The following is a 16,275-nucleotide window of genomic DNA, read 5'->3' on the forward strand; positions in this document are numbered from 1 at the left end:
GCGCATATGGTCGATAGTGGAGGCGTGGAGCCCAACAAACAGCCTGACGTCATCGCGATCGGCGAGACGATGGTTCTCATCACGCCCACCGTCGCCGAGCCCCTCGAAACCGCCGAGCTGTTTCGGCTCGAAACCGGCGGCGCCGAATCAAATGTGGCCGTGCACCTCTCCGCACTCGGCCATCATGCTGCGTGGGCAAGCCACCTCGGTTCCGATCCTTTTGGCCGCCGAGTAGAGCGCCAACTCCGCGAGCGCGGTGTCGACACGAGCCTCGTGAAATTCAGTACGGATGCTCCAACAGGTTTCTATTTCAAAGACCCCGGAAACGGTGTCATCTACCACCGCGCCGGTTCGGCCGCTTCGACCATGACGCCCGACGATCTCTCGGATGTTCCCTTCGAGCAGGCCGCCATCACCCACATTTCGGGAATCACCCCTTCACTCTCGACAAGCTGCTCGGCGCTGATCGACTCCGTTCTCGACCGTGCGCAGCGGAGCGACACCGTCGTCAGCTTCGACGTCAACTACCGTGCCGCCCTCTGGCCCATCGAGGAAGCTGCACCCACCCTTCTCGCTCTCGCCCGCCGCGCCGACATCGTGCTCGTCGGTCTCGACGAGGCAGAAGTGCTGTGGGGCACGACCACGCCGGAGGAAGTGCGGGCACTGCTCGACGCCCCCGGCATTCTCGTCATCAAGGATGGCGACGTCGGCGCAACAGAGTTCAGCGCCGAGGGCACCGTCTTCGTGCCCGCCCACAAGGTTGACGTCGTTGAGGCAGTCGGTGCCGGCGACGCATTCGCTGCTGGCTACCTCAGCGGTTACCTCACCAGGCTCACTCCGGAACAGCGCTTGGGCCTTGGTCACGACCGCGCTGCCCTCGTTCTGCAGTCCACAACCGATCTCCCGACTCTCTAAGTTTTCTCCCCCACACCGCTGAAAGGCTCACTCCCATGGCTCAGATCTCGAACGCATCGCTCGACCAGCTCTTCGAGGGTCAGCCGCTCATGGCAATCCTTCGCGGCTTCGGTGTCGAGCGCAGTGTTGCTCTCGCGCGCACTGCCTGGGAGCTCGGCATCGACTCGGTTGAGGTGCCGATCCAGTCCGCTGAGGATGTCGAAGCCCTGCGCGCCGTCGTCGCCGCAGGCAAAGACCTCGGCAAGTCCGTCGGCGCGGGAACCGTTGTCACTCTCGAGCACGTGCGTCAAGCAGCGGATGCCGGAGCAGCATTCACCGTCAGCCCGGGCTTCGACCTCGACGTAGTTCGCGCCTCGTTCGACGCGGGCATGCCGCCGCTTCCCGGCGTTGCGAGCGCGACCGAAGTGCAGACGGCACAGACCGCTGGCCTCACCTGGGTGAAGGCTTTTCCGGCATCCCTCTTGGGCACCGGCTGGTTCGGCGCCATGCGCGGACCGTTCCCCGCAATGCGTTTCGTCGCCACTGGCGGAATGGATGCGGGCAACGCCGGCGAATACCTCAGCGCGGGCGCCAAGGTTGTTGCGGTCGGTTCGGCCCTCGCCGACGAGACCCAGTTGCCGCGCCTCGCAGAGCTGCTCGCCGCGCGCAGTTAACGACTTGCGAAACTGCCTAGCGCCCCGCGATCTCCACGGGCTGCAGGGTCGCGCTCTTAGGCTCGCGGTTGTCGCCCGAGGAACGACCTGTGAGACGGCGGCCGACCCACGGGAGCACGTATTCACGCCAGTAGGCCGCGGTGCGGGGGCGAGCGTCATCCGCCGGCCCCTCATCAGCGCCAAAGTCGGGCACCGCAATCTCGAGCGCCGACAACACGTTGCTCGCAACCCGAGCGTGCCCGCGCGCGTTGAGGTGCAGTTTGTCGACCGACCAGTACTGCAGCTTGGTGAGTTCTTCGTCGGCCCAATTGTTCACAAACGTCACGTTGTCTTTCGAGGCCCGCGCCATGACTTGCTGCGCCAAACGCTCACCACGCGTTGCCATCACCGAACCAAACGGCAAATGTTTACTCGGGTTGCCACCACTCAGCAGCAGAACATGGATGCCGCTGGCCGTCGCCGTGTCCACTGCGGCCAGCAGCTGGTCGGTGATCGATTCCAGCGAAACCTTGGGGCGCATAATGTCGTTTCCGCCACCATTGAGGCTCATCAGCTGAGGTCGGAGGGCAACCGCAGCCTGCAACTGGCCTCCCGCGATGGGCGCGAGGAGCCGTCCACGGATGGCGAGGTTCGCATAGGTAACCGGCTCAGGCGATGCGAGCGCAAGCCCAAGGGCAACCTGATCTGCCCAACCTCGAATTCGACCATCCGGCAGTTCATCTCCGACACCCTCGGTAAAGCTGTCCCCGATGGCGACATAGCTGGAGAACTGGTGAGTCATGCGGTGTCTACCTTCCGAAGGGGGAATCGGGGCGGCGCCAGATCACAACGAGCGAAGTCGCGATTGGCCCGAGAATGAGGGCGAGAACAAACCAGACCCAGCGCCGACGGTGCTTCATTTCAGCGAGACCGGCCGTGACAATGGCGAGAGAAAACCAAGCCCAACTGCCGTCCAGAAGTGTTTGAGTTTCAATCATCCCGCCAGCCTACGCCTGAGCCGGAGGGCGGCAGGCACGTGGCAGCATCGCTCCAGCCACGCGCCAAGAATCAGCGCGTGGCCGGGAGCTTAACGAGCCTTCAGCGCCTCAACAACATCCGCGGGCTCGGCGCGCAACTTGTAGTCAGCGTTCACAAACGCGAACGTGATGGTGCCATCCTGCTTGATCACGTAGGTGGCGGGAAGCGGCAGCTGCCATCCGGTCGCACCGTTGGACTTCACGAGGTCGAAGCCGGCCTTTTCGTAGTAAACCTTGGTGCGGTCATCCACGGGGTGAAGGAGTCCGAAGCCGTTGATCGCTTCAAGCTCGCCGTCGGACAACACCGGAAATTCGAGGTTGTGCTTCTCTTCGGTGGAGAGTGATTCCTCGGGGGTTTGCGGCGAGATCGCGACCAGGGTTGCCCCGGCAGCGCGGAACTCGGGCAACATTTCCTGCAGCGCCTTCAGCTCGAGGTTGCAGTAGGGGCACCAAGATCCGCGGTAGAACGCGATAGCAACCGGGCCCTTTTCGAGCAGTTTGCTGAGGCGCACCGTAGTGCCTTCGGCATCCGGCAGTTCGAAGTCAGGGGCGGTGTCGCCGACCTTGAGCGCGTTGTTGACGATGCCAGCCTTCTCGACTTCGGTCACCGAATTGGTGAGGGTCGCGCTGTCTTCGGCAGACTTTGTTGCTGCGCTGCTATCGGCACGTTCTTTGAGCTGCTGGGTAAGAGTCATGTCACTCCTGAATCGTCGCGGGACGCGGGCAAACATCATGCCGTGCAGGGAGTTTCTCTGCCGCGTCGTCACTGGGGCGAACCACTGACCGAGCCACACTATTCCGGGCTGCTAAGCGTCTGGGGTGTGCCCGCTCGCGTTCGCCGACACCCCCGCGCTTGCCGACATCCCCGAGATGATCTCAAGCGCATGCCGCAGCAGCGTGCTCGAAGTGTTGGTCGTGTACGGAAAGTAGACAACTTCTACACCGACAGCAGCGAATTCGCGTTCGAGGCGTTCCCCCTTCTCGGTGCCGCGCCAATCATCACCCTTGAAGAACGTGGTGAAGCCGACTTTGCGCCACGTTTCCAACTTGTCAGGAACAGTCTCGGCCACCGCCTCATCCACAAAGCGGATGCTCTGAACAATTTCTAATCGCTCGGCAAACGGAATCGTGGGGCGAAGGTTCTTGGTCAATTCGAGCATCTCGTCAGAGACAACTCCGGCGATGAGGTAGTCGCACTGTTCTTTGGCTCGTCTGAGAATGTTGAGGTGCCCAACGTGGAAGAGATCGTAGGCGCCTGCGGCATATCCAATTCGTTGTGTCATGAGTTTTCACCGTGTCGGGGTCAGGGTGGGCGGTGCGATTTCGCCGTCGCCAGCGAAAGGTGCCTCGGTGGGAGGCGAAGGCGCAGCGGGCGCCGCCGTGGAAGATGAGTGCGAAAGCGGCGCTCGAACAAGCGCATTGCGCGGTGGCCTCGCGTGCTCAAACGGAAACCGGTATCCGCGTTCCAGCACGAGCGAAGTGAGAAAGAAAAGAGTGAAGATCACGCTGGATTCGATCAACCCGTTTTCGAGGGCGCTGCGCAACAGCAAAAGCACCAACAATGGGAAGGTGAGCACTCGCAAATCATGAGACAACAGGCTGTCTCTGACAGTGAGAAGCACCCACACGCTCACGGCGATCAGGCCAACAATGCCTGCCTGAGACAGGATCGAAATCCAACTGCTATCGAGAACCTGAACGTCCCACCAGCGTTGGTCCACTTCCACAGTTTTCACCGCCAACCCGGCGCCAATCCATTTATGCCAGGTGTCGATTGGGATGCTGAAAACCGCATCCCAAGCAATCGTTCGAGAACTCAGGGTTGCCAACTGTTCGACATCTTGACCGCGGATCGCAACCTCGGAGACGATATTGGTGAACGCGACAACGGCATAAGAAACGGGTGCAAGCAAGATGAGTGCGATCCCGGTGGAATGGGGCACGGGCCATGCCAAAAGAATTCCGACAACCATCGCAATCACCACGACGATAAGAGTGGTTCGGGAGCCCGTGGCCAACAGAATCGACGAAAAGGTCACGAGCAGCGTTGCCCGGCGTGTGGTCAACCCTGAGCGGGCAATAGTGACCGCAAGGCCCAACAGTGGAGGGGCAGCAAGACCCGCGAGCTCGTTTGGCCTCATTGCGGGGATGCCGGTAGCGAGTCTGCCCTCAGCAAGAAAACCCGGAATACCTGTTACTGCCCCGATCAGAGTCAGGATGCCCATGGCAATTAGCAGTGCCGTGAGCACGTCCATCGGTGCCCCACAACTGGCCAGCGCAAAGACTGTAGCCCCGAGTAACAGGATGCGCACGGCCAGCACGAGCGACGGCATGACATCGCCGCTTGCCAGAGCCCCCAGACAGGAGAGTCCCACAACAATCACCAGCAGAATCGTTGATCGTACTCCCACGCGTGCACGGTTTGGCGAACGCCGGTAGATCAGGGCGGCGCAGCCGAGGGCGGTGAGAGCAAGGAGTGCTTTCGCCACAACAACAACGTCGAGCCCTCCATCGAAGAGTGCATCCGGACGCCAAGAGACCACACTCAAGACAACGAGAAACCACGTTCCGATGATGGAGCGTGAGATGACGCTGCTGCCCTGAGCTTCCCGGGAAGACATCAGTCCGCCGGCGGCTCTGTCGTTGTGGGTGCGATCGGTGCAGTCTTCGGCGGTTCAGCTTTCGTGGCCGCAGCCTTCGACGTTCGGCGCCGCGGCGTGATGAGTGCCTTCGCTGGTTTTGCCGCAAAATCTTCTGGGGTCCATGTCGCCATCAGATCAAGACGGTGAGTGTGCGGCACATCCACGAGCACCACACCTATGGGACGCACCCCGGTGATGCGCAATTGGCTCACCGCCTGGGTCAATTCGCCCTCGGTTGTGTGGTCATAGCGAGCGATGATGACGGCCACATCGGCGTAGGGCGCCACGAGCGAAATACCCACCGGACTTGCGGCTGGCGCAATCTGGGTAATGACAACATCGGCATCCGCAAAAAGTTGGGTCGCTACCGCACGAATCGTTGCTTCGGCGTGAACTTCTGTCGGCAAAGTGTTGCCGGCGGGAACAACAAAACTTCCCGCTGATTCGATGATGCGGATGACGTCGGTAACGGTTGCCGTTTCGCTCAGCAATTCAGCGAGCCCTGGCTCGCCCGCGAACTCGACGAGCGGGCTTGATTCGTCTGTCGTCGGCTCGGATTCCACAAGAAGGGTTTGACGCCCTGTCGCTGCTAGGGCGCCAGTGAGCGCCAGTCGCACGTGGGGAGCGTCTGCTTTTTTCCCGGAAGGAACGAGAAGCAGCATGCGCGGAGTTCCTCCACCATTCGCCTGAGTAATTCTGGCGATCGTTTCAGCCGCAGCTTCCGCGAGGCGCGTTTGTTCATGGCCCACATCGGTCTTTCGCCGATTGCGTGGAATCGCGCCGAGTACTGCGAGCCCTGTCGTGCGGCGCACATCGCCGACAGAGCGAATGCGACGATCGAAGCGTGCGAGGAGCAACGCAATGATCGCACCACCGGCCAGCCCCGAAAGGAGCCCGAGCCCCAGGATCACCGTCTTCTGTGGTGCGCTCGGCGAGAGCGGAGCGAGAGCAGGAATCAGTCGATCAAGTGAGACCGAGAACGTACCAAAATTTTCGACCTTCGCGACGAGCCGTGAAAGACTATCGGCGACAGCGTTGGCGATAGTCGCAGCATCCTCCGCAGAACTCGCGCGCGCCGTGATGTTGATGTTGACGGTGCTGTTCGGGTTGGTCGCTGTCACCATCCGCGAGAGTTCTTGCACGCTGATATCGAGTTCGAGGTCGTTGATGACCGGGCGCAATACGTCTGAACTGCGCACAAGATCCGTATAGGAATTGACGCGTGCCAGGGAGAACTGGGAACGCTCTGCGAGAGTCGCATTCTCGTCGTTGACAACAAGAAAGAGCGTTGCTGTAGAGGTGTAGGTCGGCGGGATACTGAACGCTATGAGCGCAGCGGAAACCACTCCAACCGCGACAGCAATAAATATAGCCAGCCATCGCTGCCGGAAAATTTCGAGATAACTCAAATCTTCCACGAGTTGAACCACCAGTCGGGAGGGGAAACAACTAGTCGGCGTCAGGGTAGAGAACCGACCAAGCACATCAGGGTTTTCCTTACCCTAGTAGGTATCGCACGATTCTGGGAGGATAGATTTAGGTTCCGCAGCACGGCGAGCGCCAAAGCGCCGCAATGCCCAGCGAACTGTGAGGAGTACCCGTGCCCACTGCGAAAGAGACCACCACGCGGTCTTCGCAGCGCCGTCGCGTCATTACTGCGACCATCCTCGTTGGGGTCACCACCGCGATCATCGCGGGTTCGCTTGCGGCAACACAGTTTGCTCCGCAGGGCGAGAGTCCCCTGCCGCCGATCCCGTTCGTTGCAGGAGTTGGCGCGCACCCAGATGCTGGGTCGAACGCAACAGACGCTGGAGCTGCCGCCATCGGCACCACTTCGTATAGCCCTCCGGCCGATGCACTCTATGTGTCTCCCACCGGCGACAACGACGGTGACGGCAGCCTAGAATCTCCGCTACGCACAATTAAGGCGGCGATCTCGCGAGCCGCCGCTGGCTCGACAATTGTTTTACGTGAAGGCCAGTACAACGAGACCGTCACTATCCCTGATGGCACACCACTCACCGTGCAGTCCTACCCCGAAGAAGCCGTCTGGTTAGACGGGAGCCAAGTGACCGAAGGCTGGATGCTGGATGGCGCACACTGGTCGACCCCGTGGAATGTCGTCTTCGACTCAAGCCCCACCTATACCCGCGGGGCCGAAGACAATACTGAACAGCACTGGAACTTTGTCACCGAGAAGCACCCACTCGCCGCCCATCCTGACCAAATGTGGTGGGATGACAAACCGCTCACGCAGGTCGGCACCCTCGACGAGCTATCGTCGACCTCCTTTTTTCATGACGAGGATGGCGGGATGCTTTTCGTTGGTGCTGATCCCACCGGTCACGTAGTGCATGCGAGCCAACTGCAGCGCGCCGTCAGCATTCGCGCTGAGGGAACCGTAATCCGAGGCATCGGCATCCGTCGCTATTCTCCTTCGGTCCCCGACTACGGAGCCGTGACGATCGAACGCCCCAACGTGACGCTCGAGAATGTTGTGGTCTCGGAGTCCGCAACTACGGGGATCTTTATCACCGCGGCACAGGTGACATTGAACGCTGTGACGTCAACCAGAAATGGGATGCTCGGGGTGGCAGCCAACTACGCCGACGGCCTTGTCGTGAATGGCCTCAACGCATCCGACAACAACACCGAGTGGTTCAACCGGGCGCCAGTAGCGGGAGGGATGAAGCTCACTCGCACACGCACGGTGGTTGTCAGCAATTCTGAATTCTCGAACAATAACGCGACCGGTCTCTGGTTCGATCAATCCTGCCGTGACATTGCAGTCACGGGGAGCAAACTCGTCGGCAACCGCGGTCACGGTGCGTTCCTTGAGCTGTCAGCGAGAGCTGTGATCGCCGACAACTACATCGCCGACAATGGCATTCTCGGCCTGAAGATCAACGACACGAGCAGTGTTGAAATCAGAAACAATCTGGTCGTCGGTAATACGAATGCAATCGCGGTGCTTCAAGACCACCGCGTGAAGAGTGACGAGAGCGTTCCCGGCCACGATGAACGCTATATGGATGATCCCGAGATGACGTGGCTGGGAACTGACGTGACAATCGTCGGGAACACTCTGCTTGGGGGCGGGGATCGCGCCCTGATCTGGATCGAAGACTACTCACGCACTCGAAGCGCCGACGACTTCGGCATCACGGTCGAAAATAATCTGTTTGCCCGCAACAATGACGGGGATCCTCAAACGATCATTGCGTGGCCAATGGCACCCGGTGATGTGACTCTGCTCAGTTCACTCGACGATGTCACGCGCAGCACGGGCCAAGAGAACAGCGGTGTCGAGTTTCGCGGAACCGAAGAAGTCGACCGTGACGACGGTACGCCCACATCGCAACCAGAGATCCCCTCCTGGGTCGCCACAACCTTTGCCGCGTTCCCTGCTGTAGCTGCTGCGTTGGATTAGCGGCGAACCAACGGCACCAAGATCAACCACCTGATGGCAAGCCCGCCCAGAATGGATGCCACAGCGAGCGCCGCGGGAACCCACTGCACTCCGACGCCAGCGGCAAGAACAATCCACACGAATCCAATCGCAACGATCGTGTCGATCGCGCGCACCGCGAACACTGCGGCTTGCCGCCCACCGACGGCGGCAAGAGCGCCGTAGGGAGTTACCGCAGCAATAGATGCCGTGTAGGCAATCCAACCAACCACGGCCAATAGATCGGGTGCTGTCCCGAAGAGCACTGCACCTATCCAGGGCAGCGCGGCAACCAAGACTGCTCCGACCAACACCGTGAATCCGACGAGAGCAAGAACAGAGCGATCGGCCCGGCGTAGTTTTTCTCCGAGCGGTTTCTTTTTATCGTTCGCGAATGAGATGAAGAGGTACGAGCTGAGCCCGCTCACGGCGAGAGTCGCTGGTGCTACGTAGACGCGGCCGGCCTCGAGAAGTCCTGTCGCTGCCAGACTGGCGAGCAGGGTGATGAGCGTGCGCACAGCAGTGAGCATGGCCGGGCGCAAAAACTGTTGCCCCGAGCGCCAGATGCCGTAGCGGAATACGGCGGCGATGCCCCCACGAGTGAAGCCAACGACGAAGCGTTCCTCGGTCGGCAGAAGGATGACACCACAGGCGATGGCGGCGAACTGGCCGATCGCAATAGCTCCGAGAAAGATGAACAGGCTGAGTGGCCCCGTCAGGGCGGCGACGCCAATCACGGCGAGAGCGACCGCGAACGATGCGAAGTCGATCAGCATCACCCGCCAGAAGCCGAAGCCGGCCATGAGAAGTCGGCGCATGATTTCTTCGAGAGCGAAGAGCGCGACGGCCGCTCCAAATACCAGTGCGGTTCGAGCATCCAGAAGTCCAGAGGCCCACGCGACTGCTGACGAAGCCAGAGCCGCCAGTATCGCAATGCCGACCGCATACTGTTCGAGAGCGGAGCGGATGCTGCGTTCGCGACGCTCCACAACCACCAGAGAGTCGCCGACCATTCCACTCGCGACTCCGGCCACGAGCACCATCACGCCGTAGGCAATCGCAAACGCCCCGAGACCATCGAAGCCGAGAGTACGCGCAACGATGACCTGGATCGTGAAACTTGACAGGGCTTGCATGCCCTGCGATCCGATTGCCCCCAGGGCGGTGCGTTTGCCAGTCACACTGCCAGACTACTGAGGGAGTCGAACGAGGAAGTTGTCGTAGCGGATAGTGACGGGTGCGTTGGGGGCTGAACTCGACAGGTAGCTTTCAAATCCGATCGAGCCTGCCGCCTGCAGCGCGGCAGTCGAATCGGTTGTACTCAGTTGCCAGCCTGCCGGTTCCGTTTCGCCGACTTTCCATAGCTTCGCAGTAATCGTTGTGGGGCTAGTTCCGCTCACGCTCGTCTTAAGAACTAGAGTGTCGCCGGCAACGTAGGTGAGGCCGGGTACCGTCATGTTGGCAAGGACAGATGAGGATCCAGACATTATCTGGAGCCCAACGACTCCGCCGGGTTGCAGCCGGGCCCGCGCCTGGTAGAAGGCCGAGCCAACCTGGCGTCCAATGATTCCCACCACGATGTGTCCGGATTCGGCGACCTTGTCTGCCGAGAGTTCGACCTGAGCTTCGGTGGCGGTTTGACTCACATCGGAAAGCATGGCGCGACGTGTCGATCCCGGGGTGGTGTGTCGAGCGAAGCCCGCCCCACTCGACACGCTGAAGCTGGAGTTCACGTTCGTCGACCAGGCACCACCGGTGTTGGCGGTTCCCCAGCCGGCAGCTACTGTGCGCCCAAAGTCATCCTGTGCGATCGGGCCTCCGGGGGCAGTGACTGTGATTTGTTGAGTCGTCGTTCCGGTTGCACCCTGATTGTCGGTGACCGTGAGTCTGACGGTGTAGTTGCCGGCGGTCGCGTAGCTGTGCGCTGCGGTGACCCCAGTGCCGGTTTGCCCGTCGCCGAAGTTCCACGCGTACGAACTGATCGTTCCGTCGGGGTCGCTCGATGTCGATCCGTTGAAGGTTGCGGTGAGATCGCTGGCCGCAGAGGTGAACGCAGCGTTGGGTGTCTGATTCGCTCCAAGCCAAATGTTGGTGATGGGCGCTGCTGCCGCGCTGAGATCGTTAGATGGTATCGAGTACGTATCTTGGATTGTGCGGAGTACGTCGTAGTGATCGATGGTTTGCGAGAACTGACCGGTCTTGATCTTTTCGCCGACAAAGATCGTCGGGATCTTGTTCGGTCCGCCACCTTCGTCTTCATCCCAGGTGAGGATCAGCACACTGTTGTTTGCTTTGGCCCAGTTGACGTAGCCACCGATGGCGGACTGCAGCCACATATCTGCTTCAGCGATCGTGCCATCGTGCATGTCGTGCTGAAGGTTTGGTACCACGTATGACACATCGGGCAGAGTCGAATAGTCGGTGGGGAACGCCGTAAATGGTTGGTTCACGGCGGCGGGAATCGACGGCCAGTTCACCCAAGGGTTATGTTTGCGCGCGTAGGCTCCACTCTCACAGCCGGTGAATCCGACACTCGGAAGGCTCTCCGAGTACCCTACGAAACTCTTGCCGTTGGCCGTCAACTGGTTGTACAGGTTCGCTGTCGTGAACGTGTTTGGGCAGTCGTTGGTGGTGACTCCGTTGAGTGAGCCACTAAACAGTGCAAGGTAGTTCGGCTGACTCGGGCGGATCACGGCGAACGACTCGGTCATCAACGCGCCTTCAGCCGCGAGTGCGTTGATATACGGCGCCGCTGCACTACCAATGACCTGGGTGTCGGACTTGTTTTCCATAATCACCACGACGGTTTTTGCGGTCGCCGGGATGCCCGCCACAATGTTGGGGGCGACTTGATGGGTGACAGCTGTGGTCGCGCCCTGATTGTCCGTGACAGTGAGTGTCGCCGTGTACGAGCCTGCAGTCGCGTAGCTGTGCGACGCTGTTGCTCCGGTACCGGTCTGGCCGTCACCGAAGTTCCAGGCATAACTGGCAATGGTGCCGTCGGGATCGCTGGAGCCGCTTGCGTTGAAGGATGCAGCAAGTCCAGCCAGATCGAGCGTGAACGCTGCCACTGGTGGCTGGTTCGCAGGGTTGGTAGTGACCGTTACCGGCTTCGTCACCGTTCCCGTCGTTCCCTGATTGTCCGTGACGGTGAGGACCACTTGATACGTGCCCGCTGTCGCGTAGGTATGGACCGGACTGGTTGCAGTGCTGCTCTGCCCATCGCCGAAGTTCCATGACCGCGAGGCGATAGTGCCATCCGGGTCAGTAGAGGCAGTCGAGTCGAAGCTTGCAGTCAGAGTGCTTACCGAACTGGTAAAGGATGCGGTCGGAGCCTGGTTGGCCGGAGTGCCACCACCGCCATCAGCGTGTCCAGCAATAGCGAGGAAGCTGTCGTAGCTGACATGCACCGGTGCATTGGTCGCGGAGCCGGAAACGTAGCTGTACTGTCCGACCGCGCCCGGGTTCTGCAGAGCTGCGACTGACGATGTGGCTTCGAGCGTCCAGTCCGTTGGCTCTGCGGTGCCTTGCTTCCAGACCTTGCCACGGATGGTGGTCGGCGAAGTTCCGAATGCTTGCGCCTTCACCAGGAGCACATCGCCCGCGGTGAAGGTCAGACCGGGGACATCCGTGTAGGCAATGCTTGTCGATCCACCGTTCAGGAGCTGGAACGCGAGGGTGCCATTCGAAAAGTACCGCACGCGTGCTTGATAGAAGCTGTTTCCGACCTCGCGAACGATCACTCCGGTATATGCTCCACCACCGGTGATTGCCTTGTCGATCGAGATGCTGGTGCTCACCGTGACATCGTCGGTCGAGACCGAGGGAAGCCACGCGTGCCTGGTTGTTCCTGAGGAACTGTGGTTCACGACGCCGACATCGGATGCGACGGAGAAGCTACTGTCGGTGTTGGTCGACCAGTCCCCGCCTACAGCCGCGGTGCCCCAACCAGAGGCTTGCGTGCGCGAGAACTCATCCCGAGCAAGCACGGTCACTGCTGGCGGTGCGAGCGCCGTCACTTGCTGCGACAGCGTGCCGGTCGCGCCCTGATTGTCGGTGACCGTGAGCACCACCGTGTAGTTGCCAGCGCCCGCATACACGTGGCTCGTGCTGACACCGTTCGCGGTCGCTCCGTCGCCGAAGTCCCAACTGTAGGAGCCGATGGTGCCGTCAGGATCTGACGAGCCGGCCCCATCGAAACTCACAACGTTGTCGGTGACACCGAAGGTGAATGCCGCGGTGGGGGCAACATTGGCCGCCAGAACCGTCACTGATTCGGATCTGGTTGCCGAGGCACCCTTGTTGTCAGTAACGGTCACCGTGACGGTGTAGGTTCCGGCCGTGGCGTAGGTGTGGTCGATAAGCGCCCCACTGCCTGTACCGCCGTCGCCGAAGTTCCACTCGTACGATGCGATTGTGCCGTCTGGATCTGACGAACCTGTGGCGTCGAAACTAGCGACAAGATCGGCTTCGGAGTGAGTGAACTGTGCCACTGGTGCTTGATTGGCGGTGCCAAGAAGGTAGTGCTGGCTTACTTCGCTCGCGGTCAATACGGTCTGGTAAACCGCAAACTCATCGAGGTCGCCGCTGAAGTAGTTCGACGATGCAACACCAACGGTGTTTCCTCGTCCGAGCCTCCAGTATCCCGAGAACGTCTGACTCGGTGTCGCAGCACTCGTGCCCGCAAGCGCGCCGTCGACATAGAGTCGCAATCCTGCTGATCCCTGCGTCGACACCGCCTGATGCCACTGGCCGTCGTTATACGAGCCGACAGTCGAAACGGTGCTACTTCCGGTGCCAAAGACGAGAGTTCCGTCGTTGCGCATCATCAGGTGATCGCCATAGCTGCTGGCGGTACCTGTAGCGGATGACCCGAACTCGACGAGCTTGCCACCGCTCGTGCTGCTGGTTCTGAACCAGACTTCACTCGAGAACGTTGACGGGTTGGGCAATGAAATCGCCGTCGCGGCGAGACCCTGGGTGAATTGAGTCGCACTGTTCGTGGTGCCGCCGAGAGCTCCAGGAACATTGCGGGTATAGGTTCCGCTCAGGTTTCCGTTGATGCCCTGCAATCCAGCGTCATTTACCGCTGACCCGGAGGCTTCAGCCAGACGCCAGTACAGTTGCGGACTTGCCTCGTAGACTGCCGCACCGTAGCTGTCGGTTGGTGCCGGAGGCCCGGAGAGTGAGCGGCCCGAGAGCAGGAAGTGGTTTTGCACCTGTGTTGCCGTGAGGGGCTTCGGGTACACGGCTACTTCGTCGATGGCACCGTTGAAGTAGTCAGAGCCACTCCAGCTGCGGTCGCCACCGATACGCCAGTAGCCCCAGTAGTTTTGGCCCCAGATGACGCTGGGTTCCACTCCGATGCGCACGCCGTCAACGAAGAATTCCATTCCGCTGGCGCTCATACTGCCGACTACCTGATGCCACTGGCCGTCGTTGTATGACTTAGCACTCTGCACAATCCGAGTGCTGCCGGTGTAAACACCGAAGTTCACTTTTCCGGATGAATCCATGTAGATATGGCGGTCGTAGTTGGTGGAATTGCCGGACTGACGATTGCCGAATCCGACAATCTTGCCGCCAGAGTTCGTCGTGGTCTTGAACCAGGCTTCAACCGAGAAGGTATTGTCGCGCCAGACGAGCGCCTGCGATCCCGTGTAACTGTTCGAGCTACCCGTGAAGTTGGCCGCCGTGTTGCTATCGCCAATGATTGCTCCGGATGCCCCGAAGCCGACGCCGCTGTTGGCTGTCGAGTTGTCGCGGCCAAGGCTGTCCACCGCAGTGTTGCCTCCCGATTCGCCGAGACGCCAGTAGCTCGTGGGTTGGTCGTTCATGACAGCGCTCGCATAGTCGCTGAGTTGACCCGTGGTTCCCGCGGTATACGAGACCGTTGTTCCCCAGCCATTGTTGCCGTAGGGGTCGATGGCGCGCAGTCGATACGTGTAGGTCTGGCCGGGGGTGAGACCGGTGTCGATGTACGTCATGGTTGGCCGGTCGTAGAAACGAGCATCCTGAGTTGTCACGTAGATCGGCGAAGCACTCTTGCCATCACGGATGAGGTGGTACGTCAGGTTCTCGTTGTCACGATCCCAGTCAGCGGTCCAGCTGAGCGCGATTGTTCCTGGCGCTGGTGATGTCATCTTCGGCACGAGGTCGTTGCCGGTTAGGCGTGGGCCATCAAGGTTGGGGGCAATCGACGGCACAGCGAAGCGGAGAAGTCCTTGCTGAGATTGGCCGTTCACTCTCGTGAACTCGCCGCCGTAGACCGTGTATTCAGCGTTTGAGCTGACATCCCACGGGCCCTGGTACTGACCAGTGAAGGTTCCTAGGTTGATGTCGGGGAAGAAGTTCAGAAGTGAGGGACTGGAGTTGCCTGCCCAGTTGGGGTAGCCGTAGGGGTCGTTAGAGATTGATCCGGTTGCATCTTTGCTAAACGCGATACCGCGGCTGAATGACCAGGGATCGGTCTGCGGGAAGCCTTCAATGTTGCCGCAGTAGTGCGAGTGGCCTGCCGCATAGATAGCGCCGTTGGGCGCCGGCGAAACGGAATAGGTGTCACCGTGGCAGTCGTTAATCCACACGATTGCTCCGTCGGACCAGTTGGCACGGAACATGCCCTCAAGGTTTCCGCCAGAACCATAGACATAGCCCGAACCATAGAAGCTGTCAGAGTCGGAAGCGAGCGAGAAGATCGCAGCGTCGAGCCCTGCATTGCGGACAGAGTTGTTCGCGGCGAACGGGGTGATGAGCGCTCCAACGCTGGCATCAACCATCGCCAGCCCGTAGCCGGGATTGCCGGAACCGTTGACAGTGGTGAAGTCTCCACCAATCACGACTTTCGTTTCGTCGGGCGAAATTACGATGCCGAATGCCCGGCCGCCAGCGAGTTCAGGAGCCCACGGCGTCACAGCACCATTCGAGGCTAAAGCTGCTGCACCACCGAGGCGGGTGCTTCCGCTAACCGAAGTGAATGGTCCCGAGAAGTAGACGGCAGTATTCGTTGCGACGACCGCGTACACACGATAGTTCGCTCGGGCATCAAAGGCAGTGTTGATCGCGCCCGTTGCGGTGTTGAACGCCACGATGCGGGCCTTGGATGTGCCGTTGACCGTCGTGAAGTCACCGACGGCGTACAGTCGGGTTCCGTCCGGCGATGCGGAGATTGCTCGAACCTGGGCGTCAAACGTTGGCGCCCACGGGAGCAGTGCTCCCGTGGTGAGGTTGTACGAGAGCATGTACGGGCGGTTGACCTCGTTGACTCCCGCCGCAGAACCGAACGGGCGCGCTTTTGTGAAGTTGCCGGCGACGTAGACGGTATTGCCGACGATGACCTGATCCCAGACCACACCATTGATCTGGGGCGTTGGCAGTGGATCCGACGAAACCGTCGATGGCAGAGGTGGGCTCGCTGCGGTGTCGGCTACAGCCACAATGGGCTGCATCACGGTAAGCAGGGCTGCGATTAATGTCATCGTTGCTGCGGCTGAAATCAGTCTCAGTGGGTTCGGTGGCATATGGCGAGTTGCGCGCATGGGGTGCCTTTTCGGGGTTTGTGGGTATTTCGGGTTCCACTTGGAGGCACACCATACTCCCTTTAC

11 protein-coding genes are annotated in these 16,275 nt (G+C 60.4%); 3 read left to right on the top strand and 8 right to left on the bottom strand.

From position 1 onward, the window contains the following. Positions 1–6 precede the first annotated feature (6 nt). Together AC061P_RS13560 and AC061P_RS13565 are read left to right on the top strand one after the other, a co-directional pair. Positions 7–915, top strand: coding sequence for a sugar kinase (locus AC061P_RS13560; RefSeq protein WP_480391458.1), 909 nt, complete (start codon positions 7–9; stop codon positions 913–915). Positions 916–950: 35 nt separating this feature from the next. Next, the gene (locus tag AC061P_RS13565; RefSeq protein WP_480391459.1) at positions 951–1,568 is read left to right on the top strand and encodes a bifunctional 4-hydroxy-2-oxoglutarate aldolase/2-dehydro-3-deoxy-phosphogluconate aldolase; all 618 of its coding nucleotides are present in this window, start codon (positions 951–953) and stop codon (positions 1,566–1,568) included. A 16-nt stretch (positions 1,569–1,584) separates the two neighbouring features. On the opposite strand, the gene AC061P_RS13570 is transcribed toward AC061P_RS13565, so the two are convergent. The 6 genes from AC061P_RS13570 to AC061P_RS13595 all read right to left on the bottom strand — a co-directional run bounded on the left by AC061P_RS13570 (position 1,585) and on the right by AC061P_RS13595 (position 6,644). Continuing rightward, positions 1,585–2,349 (bottom strand): SGNH/GDSL hydrolase family protein, encoded by a 765-nt coding sequence (locus AC061P_RS13570; RefSeq protein ID WP_480391460.1) that lies wholly within the window; start codon positions 2,347–2,349, stop codon positions 1,585–1,587. Positions 2,350–2,356: 7 nt separating this feature from the next. After that, positions 2,357–2,545, bottom strand: coding sequence for a hypothetical protein (locus AC061P_RS13575; protein ID WP_480391461.1), 189 nt, complete (start codon positions 2,543–2,545; stop codon positions 2,357–2,359). Between the two features lie 89 nt (positions 2,546–2,634). Beyond that, positions 2,635–3,279: a peroxiredoxin-like family protein gene (locus AC061P_RS13580; protein ID WP_480391462.1), complete on the bottom strand. Its 645-nt coding sequence runs from the start codon at positions 3,277–3,279 to the stop codon at positions 2,635–2,637. A gap of 111 nt (positions 3,280–3,390) precedes the next feature. Next, entirely contained in the window at positions 3,391–3,867 is a 477-nt protein-coding gene (locus tag AC061P_RS13585) for an FAD synthase family protein (protein WP_480391463.1), read from the bottom strand. A gap of 6 nt (positions 3,868–3,873) precedes the next feature. Then, on the bottom strand, positions 3,874–5,205 hold the full coding sequence (locus AC061P_RS13590) for an O-antigen ligase family protein (RefSeq protein ID WP_480391464.1): 1,332 nt from the start codon (positions 5,203–5,205) through the stop codon (positions 3,874–3,876). Beyond that, positions 5,205–6,644 carry a Wzz/FepE/Etk N-terminal domain-containing protein gene (locus tag AC061P_RS13595; protein WP_480391465.1) on the bottom strand — a complete coding sequence of 480 codons (1,440 nt, stop codon included), beginning with the start codon at positions 6,642–6,644 and terminating at the stop codon, positions 5,205–5,207. Before AC061P_RS13595 ends, AC061P_RS13590 begins: the two co-directional genes overlap by 1 nt. A gap of 182 nt (positions 6,645–6,826) precedes the next feature. Here AC061P_RS13595 and AC061P_RS13600 point away from each other — a divergent pair, with 182 nt between their 5' ends. Then, positions 6,827–8,656: a right-handed parallel beta-helix repeat-containing protein gene (locus AC061P_RS13600; RefSeq protein ID WP_480391466.1), complete on the top strand. Its 1,830-nt coding sequence runs from the start codon at positions 6,827–6,829 to the stop codon at positions 8,654–8,656. Here the strand turns inward: AC061P_RS13600 and AC061P_RS13605 are convergent. Together AC061P_RS13605 and AC061P_RS13610 are read right to left on the bottom strand one after the other, a co-directional pair. Beyond that, positions 8,653–9,855 carry an MATE family efflux transporter gene (locus AC061P_RS13605; protein WP_449647778.1) on the bottom strand — a complete coding sequence of 401 codons (1,203 nt, stop codon included), beginning with the start codon at positions 9,853–9,855 and terminating at the stop codon, positions 8,653–8,655. The genes AC061P_RS13600 and AC061P_RS13605 overlap by 4 nt on opposite strands. 9 nt (positions 9,856–9,864) lie before the next feature. Continuing rightward, positions 9,865–16,149 (bottom strand): PKD domain-containing protein, encoded by a 6,285-nt coding sequence (locus AC061P_RS13610; RefSeq protein ID WP_480391467.1) that lies wholly within the window; start codon positions 16,147–16,149, stop codon positions 9,865–9,867. Between the last annotated feature and the right edge of the window lie 126 nt (positions 16,150–16,275).

It is taken from the genome of Rhodoglobus sp. G.S.4 (assembly GCF_056619605.1).